The following is a 17232-nucleotide window of genomic DNA, read 5'->3' as shown; positions in this document are numbered from 1 at the left end:
GGGCGTCGTGGAGGGCGAAATGTCGTGGTGCGGCTCGTGGTCTGGCCGTACCACAGGCCGTACCACGGGTTTGTGTCCCTTTCGTAATCGTGGTCTGGCCTTCGTGGTCTGCGGTGTGGTCTGGGGCAGCGGGTTGTCTCGGGTCAGAAGCAACGACTGGTTCTGACCTGGGAGTTCGGAATGTCTCGTGCCAAGCAGATGGCGCAGGAGCAGACGGTTCCTGCGACCGCTGCGGGGGCCCGGCTGCAGCAGATGCGGCGCCGGGTCCGCCTGACCCGGCTGAGCGTGTGGGCCGTGATGGCGGCCGGGCCCGTCGCACTGGCCGTCGCCGTGGCCAGCCCCGCGACCGTCGTCCGTGCCGCCCCCGCAACCAAGCCGGCCACCGTGAAGACAGCCGCGCCGGGCAACCCGTCCGGCTACGCCTCGGTGTTCCTCACCGCGTGGCTGCGCAGCCATGCAGGGGACGAGAGCAGTGCGCAGGCCCGGCTTGCGCAGTCGATGGCCCCCAACGTCGATCTTCCCGAGACGGCGACTGCGCAGCCCGCGCCCGAGTCGGTCGTGGCGGTGCGCAGTGCGCAGCAGACCGGCCACGCGTGGTCGGTGACGCTGGCTGCGCAGTACGCCGACGGAAGGTTGCGCTACTTCGCGGTGCCGGTCATCGCCGATCGCGCAGGCGCCTCGTTCACGGTGTCCGCTGCCCCTGCGGTGGTGGCGTCCCCGGCCCGCATCGAGGTGCCGCCGTCGCCGTACACGGTGACGGTGCCGACGGGCGGTGATCTTCCGTCCGCCGTCGTGGAGTTCCTGGCCGCGTATCTGACCGGTGCCGGGGAGGTCGATCGCTACCTGGCTCCCGGGGTGCGTCTGTCTCCGGTCTCCCCCGCGCCGTACCAGTCCGTCACGGTCGAGCAGCTGTTGGCCGCCGATGAGGCGGCGGCCGCCGAGTCCGTCCCCACGGACGGGACACGGGTTGGGGTGATGGTCCAGGCGGAGGCGCGGGACAACGGTGGTCGGTGGCCGCTGGCGTACGAGCTCGCGCTCACTGTCCGCTCTGGCCGGTGGGAGGTGTCCGCGCTGGAGTCGGGCACCGCTCAGGGCGGGGGCGCCCGATGACCACCACCGTGCACGGCCAGATGCTCGCGGGGAAGCTGGACGATCTCGGCGACGCGTGGATCACCATGTTCCAGGACTGGGCGACCAAGGGTCTGCAGGCCGGTCTGCTCGTCCTGGTCGTCATCATCATGATCCAGAAGTTCTCGCTGAAGGCGGGGATCGGCGCCCTGCTGCTGATGATCGTCGCGCTGGGGCTCTACAACTCCCGCGACTCGCTCGCGGACATGTTCGAGGACGAGGTCAACAACCCCTCCCAGGGCGCACCCGCCGTCCCCGGCACGGTCCGCTCCGAGCTCCCCGTCTCCCGCGTGCACGCGCCCGGCGCCGGGGGCTGGCTGTGACCGCCGCCACCGGCCGGGTGGGCCGCTTCTACACCGCCGCGCGCCGCCATCCGTGGGTGCTGGGGAAGGTCGCCGACTGGAAGATCCCCCTGGGCCCCTACACGCCCGCGCAGATCGCGGTCGCCGTTGTCGGCGGCTTCCTGCTCATCAAAACCATCGGCTGGTGGTCATGGATGGGGCCCGTCCCGCTCGTGGCCTGGCTGCTGACGATCTGGGTGGTCCGCCGCCCCAGGATCCGGGGGCGTGCCCCGATGCAGGCGGCGCTGGGCTGGGTGCTGCTGGGGTGGCAGCCGCAGGGAGGCCGCATCGGCGGGCGGGCCGCCCGCGATCGTGCTGCCCGCCCCCTGCTCGGGGGTTTCACGATCGAGGACGCCCCCCGCCCTGTTCTGTCGGCCCCGTCGATTCGTCCAGCTTCGCGGCCGGCCGGTGCCCGCTCGTCGATGCCCCGCCTCACGGAGCTGGTTGCTCCCGTGGCGGCGGGGGTGGGGCCGGTGTCGGGGGTCCAGCAACTGCTCAACCGTGCCGGGCAGAGCGGGGGTGTGCGGTGAGGGTGCCGTTCCGTCATATCGCCGGGCACCTGGTGTGGTCGACGCAGGGCAGCGTGTGGGCGATCTACCGCCTGCACCCGGGCCCGGACGCCCACGGCCAGGTCGAGGAGAGCGTCCAGGGCACTTATGTGCCCGCCGCGGTCCGCGACGAACAGCTCGCCAAGATCACCCACATGGTGCGTTCCCTGTCCGGGGCACCACGCCTGTTCGGGCTCGCCGCGCAGGTCGATCCCGGCGAGATCGCCCTGAAGATGATCGAGGGCATCGAGCCCGCCGACAGCGTGCCGGGCACGGATCACCCGTGGGTGGAAAACGTCGAGGCCACTTTGGATCTCCTGGACGACCAGGAGATGCATCGCCGCACCCTGTGGCTCGCCGTGCCGCTGCAGACCGAGACCTCCGGGCTGCCCGCGGCGGCATCGCTCAGTGCAGCGTCGGCGGAGCTCGCGGCCATGCTGGGTATGCGGCCCGCGCCGGTGGCGCGCCGCGAGGTGCAGGCGTATCGCGAGCAGGCCTCCCGGGTGGAGGCCGCGCTCGCGGGCGGGATCGCGTTCCGCCCGGCCCGCCCGGCGGAAGTCGTGTGGATGGTCCAGCACGCCCTGCACCGCGGCGTTGCCGAACCCCTGCTGGCCGAAGCGGAAGCCAGTGCTCTGTACGGCGGGCAGCTGCGGGACGGGGTGCTGCGCTCCCCCAGCTATGCCGACCTCGGGCAGGTGCGTCTGCAGGAGGGCGGCATCGACCCTGGCCTGGACGACGTCCGTGAGCTCAAGAGCGCGGGCCGGCTCACGCGGTCGGGCCGCACGGCCTGGTGGCGGGTCAAAGGTGGTTCGCCGCTGGGGCGGCGGTGGCTGCAGGTCGAATCCGATGCCGGGACCGGCTACCAGGCCCACTTGGCGCTGGCCGAGTGCCCGCCCGCGGTCAGCCAGGACGCCGCGGATCTCTTCGCCCAGCTGGAGTCCTTGGACTTTCCGGTCGATTACGCCATTGACCTCGCCTTGGTTCCTGCGGAGAAGGCGCGGGCGCAGGTGCAGCGCAAGAAGAACGAGCTCATCGACCAGGCCGATCAGTACGACGCCCGCCCCACCGGCATGCCCGCCTCGCTCAGCGAGGCGGCCCGTGACCTGGGCGAGCTGGACGCCCGTCTGTCACGCACCAGCGTGGAGGTGGAGGTGCAGTCGGTGACCGTGCTGACGGTGTGGGGGCCGACCGCCGCCATCTGCGACTCCCGGGCCCGCGCCCTGGCCGCCCTCCTCAGCGGGGCGGACTACCGGGCGGTGCGTCCGGCCGGTCTGCAGGAAGCCCTGTTCACGCTCGGGCTGCCCGGCACCGTGCGGCCGGGTGTGGTGCGGGAGTTCACCCAGCATCAGGTCAGCGAGGACTGGGCGCTGTCCGGGGCCTTCACCGTCGGGGAGGTCGGCGATCCGAACGGGATGTTCCTCGGGATCGATCTGGACTGCGGTACCACCCGCCCCGTGATGATCAACGTGGCGGATGCGCCGAAGCAGGACGCCTCCGCCTCGATGGGGATCGTCGGGGATCTGGGGGCGGGCAAGAGTGTCCTGCAGAAGCTGATCGCGGAGGCGGTGTGGGCGCGCGGCGGCTGCGCGATCTGCATCGACCGCACCCCGGTGCGGGAATGGGCGACGTTCGCGCGGACCGCGGCGCGGGGCCGGGTGCAGATCATCGACGCCGCGCAGGCGGAGGTGTCCATCGACCCGCTGCGGATGTTTCCCGGGCCCGAAGGCCGCCACTACGCCCTGTCCTATCTCACGCTGCAGCTCGGCATCGGCCCGATGAGTACCAACGGGGAGGTCCTGCACCACGCCGTCGAACAGGCCGCTGCGAGTGCGAGCCCGTCCATGCACCGGGTGCTTCAGGTCCTGGAGGAGATGGCCGCCGGCGAGGCGGGCAGGCGCCAGGACGCGGCCGCCACCCTGGCCGGCCTGATCCGTGTGGTCGCGACCAACCCGTTGGCGGCGATGGTGTTCGACCCGGCGCTGCCGCCGGTGCGGCTGGACGCCTCCACCGCCCACGACATGATCGTGATCACCACGGCCGGGCTGAAGCTGCCGCCGAAGGCTGCGTTCGTCAATCCGGAAGTGCTGCACCAGCAGCCGCTGGAAGCGCTGATCGGCCGGGCTGTGCTCTACCTGGTCGCCGCCCTCGCCCGGCAGACCGCGTTCGAAGACCCCGCCAGGTTCACCGCCGTGTTCCTGGACGAGCTGTACTGGCTCACCTCCTCCGCCGAGGGGACCGCACTGGTCCACGAGATCCTCCACGACGGCCGCAAGCACGGTGCCGGACTGCTGGCCGGCTCCCACGACGCCGCCGAACTCGGTCCGGACCGCGGGCTGATGGCCTACCGGGCCCTCGCCCGCACCGCAGACCGCGAGCGCGCCCGCCGCGGCCTGGACTTCATCGGCCTCGACCCCGACGAACCGGAACTGCTGCGCCTGGTGACCACCGGACTGTCCCCGGTCGGCCAGAAGGGCCGCGAAGGCGAGCTCCTGCTGACCTGCCCCCGGCAGAACACCGGCCGGATCAAGGCCGTCATCCCCCGCATCGCGCGCATCGCCACGTCCATCACCACCACCCCGGGAGGCCGCACAAGGGCGCCTGCGCCCGCTGCGACCGAACATCCTCCCGGCGAGAGCGTCGGTGCACACCCGGGGGGATACGCCTGATGCCCACCACTGCGTCGTCGTCCTTCCCCTGCGCCCGCTCCGGGCGGCTGGCCGCCGTGGCGAGCGTGCTGACCGTGATCACCGTCGCGGCCGCCGTCGTCGCCCTGGTGGTGGGGGCGAGCCTGCGGGAGTCGTGGTGGCCGCGCACCGGAGCCGCGTTCGCCGCCGAGACCCCTTCGCCTGGCCAGGATCCCTGCGCGGTGATCGTGGGACCGGCCAAGAAGTACTGCGAGCGCGGGGTGTCCGCCTCGATCTCGTCTCCTGCCGCTGCCCGCCAGGATCTTGGCGATGCGGCATGGCGGCTGGTGCCCGCCGGAGCAGGCCTGGCCGCCCTGGTGATCTGGCGGCGCCGCAGCACCACGACGCGAGGGCGGGCCTGAATGATCCGCCCAGACCGCGCCACGCTCCGCTCGGCCGGCCTTCTGCTGCTCCTCACCGGTGTGTTCGTGATGGTCAACAGCCAGGTCGTGTATGCGGCGAGCAGCACCAGTGAGACCGGAGACCTGCTGTCCCCGCTGAACATCACGTCTTCCGAGGGTGTGCCGATCAACGGCTACGAGCTCAATGCCCAGGGCGGGTCCATCTTCAGTTTCCAGGCGCAGTCGCTCTCGTTCGCCCTGTCCGGGCTGTTCACCGTGATCCGGCTGCTGGTCGGGTTGGCCGGGTGGGCGATCGAGCTCGCGTTCCGGTTCCCGCTGCTGAAGATCCTCATCAAGCCGGCGCAGCGGGTCGCCGACGCCTACGAGACGGTCGTCGTCGACACCCTGGGGCTGAAGGGGCTGTTGCTGGCGTGGGCGTTCGTGTTCGCCGGGTTCATGATCGTGCGGGGGCGGGTCGGCCGCGGTCTGGGCGAGATCTTCCTGACCCTGACGATCGCGGCATTCGCAGCGTCAACGTTCGTACGCCCCGATTACCTGCTTGCCCAGGACGGTCCGCTCGGGCAGACCCAGCAGGTGGCCGCTGAGGTGGCGCAGGAGAGCGTCGCCTCGTATGACTGGGGCGGCAAGCTGGCGAGTCTGGGTCCGTGCGATCGGATGGCAGGGGTGCAGGAGGCCAAGTGCCTTGAGGAGGAGGCTGCGGCGCCGGTTGCCGCCACTGACGTGGCCCGTCCGCTGCAGGACTCGATCACCAACGCGCTGATCGTCAAGCCGTACATGCTGCTGCAGTACGGCCGCATCTTGGACCCGGCCAAACAGTCCGATCGCAAGGCCTATGCCGTCCATCTGAAATGGATCACTGGCGGTTACAAGGCAGGAGCGCAGGACCAGCAGGGCGAAAAGGAAGGGGACGAGGACACCTGTGACCTGATCAAAGGGCCGGCCAAGAAGTACTGCGAACGCGACGCCAACCCTGGTGCTGCCGCTGATGATCCGACAGAGGATCTGCCCGCTGTGGGGGTGGTGCCGGGGCAGTCGCTGGGGGACATCGACAGCGCCGCTTTCAGCGAGGAAGGCCAGCAGTTCGCCGCGTTCCTCGAGGACCTTAAAGACGCCGGGACGGTCGGCAAGGCCTGTGCCGCTTATGCGCAGAAGCCCACCTGGTGGCGGGTCGGCGGCGCCGCACTGCTGCTGATCGCGGCGTTCTTCATCTGCGGGATGCTGCTGTCCAGCGCGATCGTGCTGCTGGGCACGCAGGGCATCGGCGCGGCCGCGGCGGCTGCCGGAGGGCTGGCGTTCATCGCGGGGATGCTGCCCGGTCCGGCGCGGCAGTCGGTGTGGAAGTGGATGTCGATCTGGGGCATCGCGATCCTCGCGATGGTCGGGATCTGCGCGTTCGTGCCGTTCTTCGGGATCGCCGTGGACGCCACCATCACCAACGGCCCCGACCTGATGGTCGAACGCATCCTGCTGATCGATGTGCTGGCGATCGCCGGTGCGGCCGGGCACCGCCGTCTGCTGACCGGCATCAGCTCCTTCGGGCGGCGGATGGCGATGCGGATGCGGTACGCCAAGGTAGGCGGTACCCACCTGCCCGGCGACAGCTCCGAACTCGGCGCTGCCCTTGCCATGAACTCCCCTGGCGCGCTCGGCGGGTACGGCGGCGGTGGTCTGCGCGCCTTCTCCGGCGGCGGGGGCCGGTTCGTCATGCTCGGCACCCGGCAGCGACTGATGGGTGCGCTCACCTCGCTGGTCGACGGAGCAGGCATGCCGGTGGACACCGGCAGGATGCTCGCCGACGCGAGGGCCGAGGCCGGCCGGGGCCTGGCCCCGGTCACCGCGGCGGCGGCCGCAGGCGGTCTGGGGGCACGGCTCGGCCTGAGCGGTGCACGGCTGGGGGCGAAGGGGGCGCACTGGCTGCTGATCGGCCGCCGCCCCGACCCGGAGAAGCTGGACACCTGGCGCAAGCCCACCGCAGACGGGGATCCGCACGCGGGCGGGCCGTCGGACGGCGGCGCAGGTCCGGGTGGTCGGGGGCCGCGGCGGCCCGGCGGGCCTCCGGACCGCTATCGCAACGAGGACGGTGAGGTGGTCGATGCCCGCACCGGCGAGGTGCTGCACGACCAAAACTCGGACCGCACCCTGCTGTCGACGCGGGCTCACAACCGGATGGTCCGCTACCGCGGTTACCGCATCCTGCACCGCGGCGGCCGGCTCGTCTACGGGGCAACGCACGGTCTGCCCGAGAACGTCCGCCGGGCACGGGCGGGAGGCTCCAACTACTCGCAGGATGCCCGCCAGCAGGCGCGGGTATGGGGCAACACCGTCCGCGAAGACGCCCACGCCTGGGGAGACACGCGGCGGCACGTCGAGCGCGTGCTGAGCGAGCACACCGACGACCGCGGCGGGACCGGTCCGTTCACCGGCCGCCGCCTGCCCACCACGACTACATCGGGCGCCTCCTCTGCCCCCGCCAGCCGCCCGTCAAGCGGACCACCGCCCGCTCCCGCGCGGCCTTCCCGGCCGGCCGCCGGTCCTGAGCCGGGGCTGCCTCCCGTGCCGCTCCCCCGCCGGGACGGCCCTACCCCGCGGCCGAGCCCCGGCAGCCGGCTTGGCGGACCGGTTCTCCCCGGGGGCGGCAGTGCAGACAGCCGCTCCCGCCAGGAGGCGGCAGCCCGGATGCGGGAGCTGATGCGGCGTACCGCCCCGGAGGCCGAACGGCTGCGCCAGGAGCGGCGACGCGACGAGGGTGGTGAGGACGAGTGAATCGGCCCGGCCGGCGGGTGAGGCGGTGGCTAATCGTGATCGCGCTGCTGATGTTCGCGGCGGTGTGCTGCGCTGCCCCGGTCGGCAACGCGATCAGCGCGTACGTCGCGCTGCAGACGGGTGCGCAGGACGACGGCGGGATCGCCGAGGGCGGCAGCGCGGCGGACATCCCGGCCCGGATGCTGATGGCGTACAAGAAGGCCGTGCAGCAGGTCGGCACGCATGTCCCGAAGTGTCAGGGGATGCGCTGGCCGGTCCTCGCCGGAATCGCCAAGGTCGAGTCCAACCACGCCACCGGTCATGGCATCGCCACAGGCGGCGACATCCGACCCAGGATCTACGGGGTGCTCCTCAACGGCTCCGGGGCCGGCGGAAACACCACGTCCTCCCCCGACACCGACGGCGGCCGCTGGGACGGCACCGCCCAAGGCGAACGTGCCGTGGGCCCGTTCCAGTTCCTGCCCTCCACCTGGCAAGGCGTCGGCAAGGACGCCAACGGCGACCAGGTCGCCGATCCGCACAACGCCGACGACGCCGCTCTCGGCGCCGCGATCTACCTGTGCGGGAACGGGCGCGACCTGTCCCAGCGGGCCCAGCTCAAGGCGGCGATCTTTCAGTACAACCACTCCGGTGAGTACGTGGCGAACGTGCTCGGGTGGATCGACCAGTACACGGCAGCCGCCACCGGCCCGGATCTGACCAGCGTCTCGGGCAAGGTCCGCACCGTCCTCGAGACGGCACTCGCCCAGCGGGGTGTCCCCTACTCGTGGGGCGGCGGCAACGCCCAGGGCCCGTCGTACGGGATCTGCTGCTCGCCCAGCGGGAAGAGCGGCACAAGCATCAAGGGCTTCGACTGCTCAGGGCTGACGACCTACGCCTACGCGCGGGTGGGCATTCGGCTGCCGCGGACCGCGGCCGCGCAGGCGGGCGTCGGCCGGCGCATCCCCGCAAGCCTTGGCCCGGGCGCGCTCAAGCCCGGCGATCTCGTCTTCTACGCGTACGCCCCGGGCCGCGATTCCACGATCTATCACGTCGGGATCTACCTGGGCAGCGGACAAATGGTCAACGCCGCCCGCCCCGGCACGCTGGTCCGCCACGACGCGGTCGACGCCATGTCCGGCTATGCGGGGGGAGCGCGGCTGCTGTGACTACTCCCCCGCGCTCGCCGCGTCTGCTGGTGCTGAGCACCGTCGTCCTTGCTGTCTGTGGCGTCGCTCTGCTGGCCGTGCCGCACGGTCAGGAGCAGGCGGCCCCGGGCTCGTCGCCGGTCTCCGTGACCGGGGTGCCGTCGCCGGCGGCCGCCGCGCCTTCGGTCATCGCGCCGACCGTCGCGGCGGCGCCGTCCAAGCCGCGCGCTGCCTCGCCATCGCCGGTTGTTCCGTCGGCTCTGCCGCCGCATGGCGAGGGGGTGGCCGGCGACCGGGCCGTCCAGCAGTCGCTGGAGGCGGCCTGGCCCGCGGACCTTCCCGCCGACGACGAACGGGAGTTGCTCGCCACCGGTCGTTCGCTGCTGCGCGCGGACGCCACCGGCATTGGCCGTGAGAAGTGGCCAGAGCTCTTCCCCCACTCCCCTGCCGTGGCCCCGGCGTTCGCCGCTGCTCGCTTCCGTATCCAGGCCGCCATCGCCCGCCAAGACGGCCGCCCGAACCAGGCGGTGGTCCACCTGGTGTGGGCCGGCACGGACCGCGGCGGCACCTTCACCGATCTACGCATCACCGACTGGCACTTCACCCACACCGTCAAGAAGGGAGCACCGACGTGGACTCCGCAGCCCCATACCTGACCCACCAGACCGATACGACCGCCTCAGGTGAGGTACTCGGCCTGGTCAGCGGCCTGATCGACACCGCCTCCTGGCTGTACGCCCACTGGTATGTGCTCGCCGTGGCCATCGCCGTGTGCTGGGGCGCGGGTGAGTGGGCGGTCCGTGCGATCGCGGCGCATGCCTCGGCCGAGCGGATGGCGCTGGAGCTGGTCCCCAACCGGCACTTCGACCCGGGCTTTGAGGTGATCTTCAGGCGTGGTGTCCAGCTCGCCCGCGCCTCCACGGCAATGCCGTGGTGGGCGCCGCGCCGGGCGAAGAGCGTGCAGATCCGGCTGCGGGCAGATGGCAGTACGCCGTTGCGCTACCGCATCGAAGGACCGGCCGGCGGGGAACGGCTGCTGTCCATCACCCCGTTCGGGCCGGACATCACCGTCAACCGGGCCCGGCCGATCGTGGATGAGCCCCGCGAGCACACGGTGCGTGCCGAGTTCATCCTGCGCGGCAAGCTCACCGCCCCGCTGCGCGACGTGCCGCTCGACCCTGATCCTCTGCAGCCGCTCGTGGATGCCGTGTCCGATCTGCGGGCCGAGCTCGGCGACCTCGCCGAGATACGGCTCGACATCCAGCGCGCCCCGAAGTGGGCCCTGCGGGCGCGCCGCCTGCAGCTGATGAGTGCCGCGCGCCGCTCCGAACGCCGGGAAGCACAGCGGTCCGCGCGCTGGCTGCGGCAGGATGCCAGCGGTATCGAGGACTCCTGGAGCGGGCAGCTGCAGCACCTCCTCAGCGACCGCTCCGGCTCCGGTGCCGGGCGGCGGCTGGTGATGCCGCCGGTGCCCCGCCGGGTCGAGCCGGCCGAGGCGCTGGGCAAGCTCGCCGAGGTCGACCACCTGGTGCGCGTGCAGCTGCTGGTGATGTGCGCCTCCAACACCGAAGGCCGCGCCCAGGCCCGGCTCGCCCAACTCCAGGCCGCGTTCGACGTGTTCGGCGGCCGCTCAAGGTGGGCGATGCGCGGCTGGCGGCTCGGTCCGTGGCGGATCGGCGCCGACCACTGGCCCACCCGGCACGCTTTCGAGCGCCGCTGGTCGCGGGGGCACTGCCAGCCACCACGCGCGAACTGGGTGCGGCTGGAGGAACTCACCGGGCTGCTCAAGCCACCGACCGTGCACTGCCGCCTGCCAGTCCTGGCCAGTGACCTGCCGACCTTCACGTTCGGCGATCCCGCATTGCTGCTGCAGGGCACCTACCGCGGCCCGGACGGCCGCAAGCGCCTGGTCGCCACGTACGCGGAGGAGACGTTGTTCGAGGTCGGGACAGGTAAGGCGGGTGGCGGCAAGACCGAGCGCGCGCTGGCGCAGGCGATCGGCTGGGCGCACGCAGGCGGCGGGCTGGTCTTCGTCGACCCGCACCGCGACTCCTGGCCGCGCGCCACCCCGTTCCTGGCACACGACCACCTGATGCCGCGGATCGCCCTGGTCGACCTCAACGCTCTGGGCGCCAACCCGAAGGTGAGTTCGTGGAATCCACTCGGCATGCACCACGGCCAGCCAGCCCACGAGGTCGTCGAAGCCATCGCCGACGCCTACGCATCCGCATTGGCCTGGGACGACGCGAGTGCCCCGCGCGCGCTCACCATCCTCACGGCCGCGCTCACCGTCTTGGTCGCGGTCAACGAGAAGGCCTGCCAGGCCGGCCGGCCCGCGGACCAGGCCACGATCTTCCACCTGCGGGCCCTGCTCACCGACGCCGGGTTCCGCACGGCCGCACTCGCCGCGGTCGCCGACCGGCTGGAGCGGGAAACCCGGGCGTGGTGGAAAGTGGTGTTCCCGACGCTGCCGCCGGACGCGTTCGCCGTGGTCCTCAACCCGATCGCCCGCCTGGCCGCCAACCCCGTCACCCGCGCCTTCCTCGGCCAGCCGATCGGCGTCTACAACATCCGCACGGCGATGGACTCCCAGATGATCGTGTGGGTGTGCCCGGGCGGCAACGGGCCCACCGACCGCCTGCTGACCGCGCTCCTCGCCCGCGACCTGCTGCGGGCCGCACGCTCCCGGCGAGACACGCCCCCGGAGCAGCGGGTGCCGTTCCGCCCGTACTTCGACGAACTGATCACCCTGACCGGCGCGGCCCCGGAGACCATCGCGGCAATGTTCGAGGATCTGCGCAAGTACCGGTGCCACGTCCACGGCATGACCCAGCTGCTGTCCCGGCTGCCCACCCCGGTGCGGCTGTCCCTGCTGCAGAACGCGTCCACCCTGGCCACCACCGCCGGATCGAAGTCCGCGATCGCCGCGGTCACCGCCGAGTGGGGCGACAACCCCAGCCCGGACCGGGTCGCCACCATGGAGCGTTTCGAGCACTACGTCTCCCTGACTGTGCGCGGCCGCCGTGTCGGACCCGTCCAGTTGCGCGGCCCGCACCTCGACACCGTCTTCGCCGCCCAGGCTCGCCCCGGGGACGTCTCTCAACTGGAGCGGGCCGCCCAGGACAACGCCGGGGCGCTCCCGCTGGACCAGCTCACCGCGCGCGCCGCCAAGCAGCTCGGCCGGGTCGCCGCGTTCCTCGCCGCGCACGCTCCTGCCGGCACCGCCGTCCACCTGTCGAAAGAGGGGAACGAATGGACCTGACCACTGCCCAGCCCCAAGGCCGGACGCCGGCGGGGTTCATTCCCAGCGCCGCCGAGACCCTCAAGCATCAGCTGCTGGCCGCGCTCGCCCTGCACCGCATGGCTGCCACCCACCAGCTGCACGTCCTGCTGCGGCCCGAGCGCTCCCGACAGTCGGTCTCGGAGCAGCTGAACGACCTGTTCGGCGAGCACCTGGTCGGCTTCGTCGTGCTGCCCAAGTCCCATCGCACCCGGGTCTGGTACCTCACGCCGAAGGGCGTCCGCCTCACCCGGGACTGGCCCGCGCTGCGCGGCCGCCCGCCCTACCCCATCACCTCGGCCACCGCGGCGTCCTTAAGAACACCGCACACCCTCACGGTCCTGCGCACCCACCTGGCGTTCGTCGCGGACGCCCGCCGGCGCGGCGACGAGCACGGCCACCTGGACTGGACTCCAGAGGCCTTCCACGCGATCGGCGACGGAGAAAGGATCGTGGCCGACGCCGTCATGCACTACACGCTCATCACGGGCCAACAGCGGCGCAAACTGCGGGCGTTCGTCGAAGTCGACCGCGCCACCATGAGCAGCGAGCGCCTGGCCGCGAAGCTGATCGAGTACGCGAGGCTGTGGACGTACGAACCGCAGCCGATCGGCCGACGCCAGCGGGCGGGCGGGCCCGGCTGGCTGCGCTGGTACCCGGCCTTCCCCCGGATCCTGTTCGTCCTGACCGGCGCCGGGCGCCAGGCGATGAACAACCGGATCAGCGACCTCACGTCCATGGCCGCCCATCACCCCCTTGTAGCGGACCTGGCCCGCGAAGTGCCGCTGGGCGCCGCCGTCCTGGACGACCTCGAAGAACACGGCCCCACCGGCGACGTGTGGGTACCGCTGGCCGGCGGCGACCGCCGCCCCTGGACACAGCTATGACGCGACGCGTGGGACTCCCGGGGCGAATGTCGCAGCCTTGCAACTACCCCGAAAACCTCTTGCAGTTTGCGCACGCGAACAATAAATTGTCTGCCACACAGAGAGCGGCGCGATGGCCAAGGCCATACTCAGAGCCGAAGTTGGGAGTTTCTGATGACGCAAGCAACGGAGCACGTTCGCAACGACGAAGCATTTGACGTAGACGAGTGGCCGCCCCTGACGCGGGCCGTCTCCTACGTCGGGAGCGCCTGCGTCATCCAGGGCGCCGGCGACTTCGACCCGCAGGACCTTGCTGCGGTCCGCCGCCGCTTCCCCGGCCGGTACGTGTCTCTGGACGGTGACGTGATCACCGTATGGCCGCCCAGCGGGCCGACTCGGTGACCGGCCGCCCAAGGCCGCCGCACCCCCACGTGCCCGGCCGACGCCCGCACCCCGTCGCAGGAGCGCCTGCAGATCGTTCATCCGACCCGAGAGGACACAGATCCATGAGGAGACGGGACACCACAGAACACAGAACGCGCCTGTCGACCGTGGGGATCACAGTGGGGGTGGCGCTGGCAGTGGCCGGCTGCTCGGACTCTGGCAGCAGCACGCTGCCGGACCGTGCTGCAGCGGCCACCGCGCAAGGGGGCGGTGCCGTACCGCGCAGCCAGCAGGAACGAACGGCAGCGCCGCAGGCGGAGCTCGCCGGCCGCAACGGGCTGGTCCTGGCGATCACGGTGGCCGAGCGGGACCGGGCGGCCGGCTACCTCACCGTCCGCGGTGACCTGACAAACACCGGCCCCAAGACGACCGCGGTCCCGGCCGAGTTACGCGGCAACGAGACGGACGTCCTCAGGACCGGCTCGTCGCTGGCCGGTGCGACGGTCGTCGATTTCGCGGCCCGCAAGCGCTACTACGTCCTGCGCGACACCGACGACCGCCCGCTCACCACGACCGGCCTGTCCACCCTCGAGCCCGGCGAGAGCACACGCGTCTTCATGCAGTTCCCCGCACCGCCGCCGAGCGCCAGCAGAGTCGGCTTCCACCTGCCCCTGTTCGACACCGCGAACATCGCGATCTCCGGGTGAGGTGACGTCTTCATGCGATCGATCCGTTCCCTCCTCACCGGCCTGCTCGCCGCCGGAGCGGCCGCGACAATCGCCCTGAGCGCGGCAACCGGCGCCACCCCCTCCGCGGACACGACTCCCGCTCCCGGCACCCTGAGGTCCGCCGATCCCACAAGGGCCGACAGCGGCACGGGCAGTTCCGGCCTCGCGCTGCCCACAGGGGCCACGCTCGCTCCGCCCAAGATCCTCGATATCGGCTCAGATCCGGTCGACATCACTCAGCGGATCTCGGACCAGGACGGTGCCGAGCACCGACAGGCCCCGGAGAAGGAGGAGCAGTGACGTTCACGCACCTGCTGCGTCCTTGTCCTGCGGGTCCCGGGAATCGTGCGCGGCCGAAACAGACGAATCCGCACCCCCATAGGTCGCCTTCCGGCCCCGCATGTGACCAGAGACGGCCCGAGTGGTTTGAGTCAACTCGCCGCCCTCAGAGCGTAGTTGGCTGGCATATGCGTTACCTTGCGGTCACTCACGAGCATCACAGCAGCTGGAAGCGGCCGTGCGCCCAGAACGCCGATGAGCGGCGGGCGGAGATAGCGGTCATGTCGTACGGGGAGACAACGTGACACGAGCACACCGACACTCATCCCGGCCTGCCGCCGTTCGCATCCGAAAGCACGCCGCTCTGATGGCCGTGACTGGCCTGGCCCTGCTGACCGCGTGCAGCTCCGGCGACGGCGACTCCGCTGCTGAGGCGTCAGCATCCGTCGCCTCACCGAGTCCTTCATCATCGAAGGACTCGACGCCCGCAGATCCCGACGCTGCGGTGAAGGCTGCCGTGCTCGCCGCCTTCGACGGCATGACCACCGAGCAGGCGAAGGCATACCGGCAGGCTTCCGCGAAGGGGACACGACTCGCGAGCTACGCCACCCTCGATGCCCTGTCGAAGATCGAGCTGGACCTGTATCGGATGAAGAAGGCCGGGACGGTCGTGCGCGGCCAGATCGGCCACGACGCCCAGGTGACCGACCTCGACATGAGCGCCAAGACGCCCAAGGCGACGCTGTCGGACTGCGTCGACCTGACGAAGTACGAGACCTATGACACGAAGGCGAAGAAGGTAATCCCGCTCCCGACCAACCAGCCGCTGCGGTACCAGGCGACGGCCAAGGCAGAGCGATGGGACGGCCGTTGGATGGTGACCGACATCAACACCCAGGGGGGCGGCGAATGCTGAGACGCGGGGCGGCGACAGCGGCCGCGGTGGTCCTGACGGTCGTTCTCGCCCCTGCCGCGTATGCCGAGGGCGATGGCTCCGGCCTCTGCGAGGGAGCCTCGATGTACGTCAAGGTATGCGCCCAGGACGGCAGCCGCGCGTCCGGCACGTCTGGCTCTGGCGAGGGAGAGGGCGCAGCCAGCACATCCAGCGCGGACAGCTCGGACGCGCCGAAGTGCACCTACGAGAAGCTCAACCCGCAGCCCCCGGCGGAGAACTTAGCCATGCAGGAAGGCAAGCGCCAGGGCGGCACCGGCGCCGTCTACCGCGTCGTATGCCCAGACACCGGCCGCATCGGCGTGGTCTGGATCCCCGACGGCACCGACCCGGCTGTGCCCGCGATCGACCCAGAGGTCCTTGCACGGCAGGCCGTCGACAAAATGAAGCTGGCAGGTCCTGATGTCGCCAGCCCACGGGCGGCGGGCAAGTACACCGTCGGCGTGCCCGTGTGGATGTGGGTCAACCAGAGCGCCACGACCTACGGCCCCAACTCCGCGTCCGCGACGGCCGGCGGAGTCACCGTCACCGCCGCCGCGAAGGTCTCGAAGATCGTGTGGCAGATGGGCGACGGCGCCACGGTGACCTGCACGGGCCCCGGCACGGCCTATCAAGCATCGGACGGCATGGCGAAGTCCCCGACATGCGGCCACGTCTACACAACAACGTCCGCCCATGAGCCAGGCGGCACGTTCGCCCTGAGCGCCACGTCGACATGGACGATCACCTGGCAGGTCACCGGAGGCGGCGGAGGAACAGGCCAGCTCACCGAGACACGGCAGTCCCAGGTCCCCGTCGCGATCGGCGAACTCCAAGTCGTCAGGTAGCACCGCCGGAAGGAGAAAGCGTTGAGCACCACACAAGAACGCCCCGCGCCCTCAGGCCGGCGTACCCCCACAGGGGCAGGTCGCCAGCCCCGAGAGGGCGCCGCGGGTGTCAGCGCGCCGACGCCGCCCAGGCGTGATCGCCCTGTCGCTGGCGCTGATCACGCCTCCGTCGCGCTGGACCCGGCCGTCAAAGCGGTCGAGGCATGCTGAGGGACTTCGGTCTGGCTGCGTTCCTGACCACCTCTTGCGATCACGCAAAAGCATCACCGCAGATGCGCCGGGCTTTGATGCCGGGCCGATGCCTGCTGGTAACCACAGCAGCGGTTCTGCCGCACCGCTTCGTACGGGGAGACAACGTGACACGAGCCCACCGACTCCGAAAGCACGCCGCTCTGATGGCCGTGACCGGCCTGGCCCTGCTGACCGCGTGCAGCGACACCGACGGGGACTCCGACGGCGCCGCATCAGCATCTCCGTCAGTGGCCACGAGCGAGCCGGCTTCTGCCACGCCTTCCGTGAGTGGAGACCCTCAGTCGGCAGAAGAGACAGCCGTCCTGAAGGCCTATGCCGCTTTCTGGGCGGAGCAAGTCAAGGCGTACTCCAAGGGAGATACGCAGGGGACCGACTTCGCCCAGTACGCCGCCGCGGAAGCCAAGTCCAGCACCGAGGCTGACCTCAAGGATCTGCGGTCCAAGGGCATCGTGACAACGGGTGCCCCCACGCACGAGGCCGAAGTCGACCGTCTGTCAGCGGCGAAGCAGGTGCCCTCGGCCCAGCTGACCGACTGCCTGGACAGCGCCGCCTGGAAGTTCATCCACAGCAAGACCCGCAAGCCAGTGCAGATGCCGGAGAACCGGCTCGTTCGCTACGTCACGAAAGTAGACGCTGAGAAGTGGGGGAAGCAGTGGAAGATCGTCAACGTCACGCCCCAGCAAGACGCCTGCTGACGCGCACCACCCTCGC

At 71.0% G+C, this 17232-nt stretch carries 16 protein-coding genes; all 16 read left to right on the top strand.

The features are described 5' to 3' along the window. The first annotated feature begins 180 nt into the window (after positions 1 to 180). Positions 181 to 1110: a conjugal transfer protein gene (locus OHU89_RS52555; RefSeq protein WP_405654153.1), complete on the top strand. Its 930-nt coding sequence runs from the start codon at positions 181 to 183 to the stop codon at positions 1108 to 1110. Beyond that, the gene (locus tag OHU89_RS52550; RefSeq protein WP_327714014.1) at positions 1107 to 1451 is read left to right on the top strand and encodes a hypothetical protein; all 345 of its coding nucleotides are present in this window, start codon (positions 1107 to 1109) and stop codon (positions 1449 to 1451) included. Before OHU89_RS52555 ends, OHU89_RS52550 begins: the two co-directional genes overlap by 4 nt. Beyond that, a complete protein-coding gene (locus OHU89_RS52545) occupies positions 1448 to 1999 on the top strand; it encodes a hypothetical protein (protein WP_405654151.1) in 552 nt (183 codons plus the stop codon). Before OHU89_RS52550 ends, OHU89_RS52545 begins: the two co-directional genes overlap by 4 nt. Next, complete coding sequence (locus tag OHU89_RS52540) at positions 1996 to 4683, top strand: ATP-binding protein (RefSeq protein WP_405654149.1); 2688 nt, start codon at positions 1996 to 1998, stop codon at positions 4681 to 4683. The genes OHU89_RS52545 and OHU89_RS52540 overlap by 4 nt, the downstream gene beginning before the upstream one ends. Then, entirely contained in the window at positions 4683 to 5063 is a 381-nt protein-coding gene (locus tag OHU89_RS52535; protein ID WP_405654146.1) for a hypothetical protein, read from the top strand. Before OHU89_RS52540 ends, OHU89_RS52535 begins: the two co-directional genes overlap by 1 nt. Next, positions 5064 to 7826, top strand: a complete 2763-nt coding sequence (locus OHU89_RS52530; RefSeq protein WP_405654143.1) for a hypothetical protein — start codon at positions 5064 to 5066, stop codon at positions 7824 to 7826. Positions 7827 to 7861: 35 nt separating this feature from the next. Beyond that, positions 7862 to 8974, top strand: coding sequence for a C40 family peptidase (locus tag OHU89_RS52525; RefSeq protein ID WP_405654142.1), 1113 nt, complete (start codon positions 7862 to 7864; stop codon positions 8972 to 8974). Then, a complete protein-coding gene (locus OHU89_RS52520; RefSeq protein WP_405654140.1) occupies positions 8971 to 9609 on the top strand; it encodes a hypothetical protein in 639 nt (212 codons plus the stop codon). The genes OHU89_RS52525 and OHU89_RS52520 overlap by 4 nt, the downstream gene beginning before the upstream one ends. Then, a complete protein-coding gene (locus tag OHU89_RS52515; protein ID WP_405654138.1) occupies positions 9585 to 12215 on the top strand; it encodes an ATP/GTP-binding protein in 2631 nt (876 codons plus the stop codon). Before OHU89_RS52520 ends, OHU89_RS52515 begins: the two co-directional genes overlap by 25 nt. Next, positions 12206 to 13120: a replication-relaxation family protein gene (locus OHU89_RS52510; protein ID WP_405654136.1), complete on the top strand. Its 915-nt coding sequence runs from the start codon at positions 12206 to 12208 to the stop codon at positions 13118 to 13120. The genes OHU89_RS52515 and OHU89_RS52510 overlap by 10 nt, the downstream gene beginning before the upstream one ends. Positions 13121 to 13273: 153 nt before the next feature. Continuing rightward, complete coding sequence (locus OHU89_RS52505; protein ID WP_405654134.1) at positions 13274 to 13501, top strand: hypothetical protein; 228 nt, start codon at positions 13274 to 13276, stop codon at positions 13499 to 13501. A 149-nt stretch (positions 13502 to 13650) separates the two neighbouring features. After that, a complete protein-coding gene (locus tag OHU89_RS52500; RefSeq protein WP_405654132.1) occupies positions 13651 to 14190 on the top strand; it encodes a hypothetical protein in 540 nt (179 codons plus the stop codon). A 12-nt stretch (positions 14191 to 14202) separates the two neighbouring features. Next, entirely contained in the window at positions 14203 to 14511 is a 309-nt protein-coding gene (locus tag OHU89_RS52495; RefSeq protein WP_405654130.1) for a hypothetical protein, read from the top strand. A 346-nt stretch (positions 14512 to 14857) separates the two neighbouring features. Beyond that, positions 14858 to 15406 (top strand): hypothetical protein, encoded by a 549-nt coding sequence (locus OHU89_RS52490; protein WP_405654128.1) that lies wholly within the window; start codon positions 14858 to 14860, stop codon positions 15404 to 15406. Beyond that, on the top strand, positions 15400 to 16269 hold the full coding sequence (locus OHU89_RS52485) for an ATP/GTP-binding protein (RefSeq protein ID WP_405654126.1): 870 nt from the start codon (positions 15400 to 15402) through the stop codon (positions 16267 to 16269). Before OHU89_RS52490 ends, OHU89_RS52485 begins: the two co-directional genes overlap by 7 nt. Before the next feature lie 395 nt (positions 16270 to 16664). Beyond that, the gene (locus OHU89_RS52480) at positions 16665 to 17216 is read left to right on the top strand and encodes a hypothetical protein (protein WP_405654123.1); all 552 of its coding nucleotides are present in this window, start codon (positions 16665 to 16667) and stop codon (positions 17214 to 17216) included. Positions 17217 to 17232: the final 16 nt, after the last annotated feature.

Origin of the sequence: Streptomyces sp. NBC_00019, from assembly GCF_045041015.1 — a bacterium.
Taxonomy (GTDB): domain Bacteria; phylum Actinomycetota; class Actinomycetes; order Streptomycetales; family Streptomycetaceae; genus Streptomyces.
This window is presented reverse-complemented; position numbering and strand designations above follow the sequence as displayed.

Coding starts and splice junctions, on each gene's coding strand:
- OHU89_RS52555 (WP_405654153.1), top strand. CDS start 181: ATGTCTCGTGCCAAGCAGATGGCGCAGGAGCAGACGGTTCCTGCGACC.
- OHU89_RS52550 (WP_327714014.1), top strand. CDS start 1,107: ATGACCACCACCGTGCACGGCCAGATGCTCGCGGGGAAGCTGGACGAT.
- OHU89_RS52535 (WP_405654146.1), top strand. CDS start 4,683: ATGCCCACCACTGCGTCGTCGTCCTTCCCCTGCGCCCGCTCCGGGCGG.
- OHU89_RS52530 (WP_405654143.1), top strand. CDS start 5,064: ATGATCCGCCCAGACCGCGCCACGCTCCGCTCGGCCGGCCTTCTGCTG.
- OHU89_RS52510 (WP_405654136.1), top strand. CDS start 12,206: ATGGACCTGACCACTGCCCAGCCCCAAGGCCGGACGCCGGCGGGGTTC.
- OHU89_RS52505 (WP_405654134.1), top strand. CDS start 13,274: ATGACGCAAGCAACGGAGCACGTTCGCAACGACGAAGCATTTGACGTA.
- OHU89_RS52495 (WP_405654130.1), top strand. CDS start 14,203: ATGCGATCGATCCGTTCCCTCCTCACCGGCCTGCTCGCCGCCGGAGCG.
- OHU89_RS52490 (WP_405654128.1), top strand. CDS start 14,858: ATGGCCGTGACTGGCCTGGCCCTGCTGACCGCGTGCAGCTCCGGCGAC.
- OHU89_RS52485 (WP_405654126.1), top strand. CDS start 15,400: ATGCTGAGACGCGGGGCGGCGACAGCGGCCGCGGTGGTCCTGACGGTC.
- OHU89_RS52480 (WP_405654123.1), top strand. CDS start 16,665: ATGGCCGTGACCGGCCTGGCCCTGCTGACCGCGTGCAGCGACACCGAC.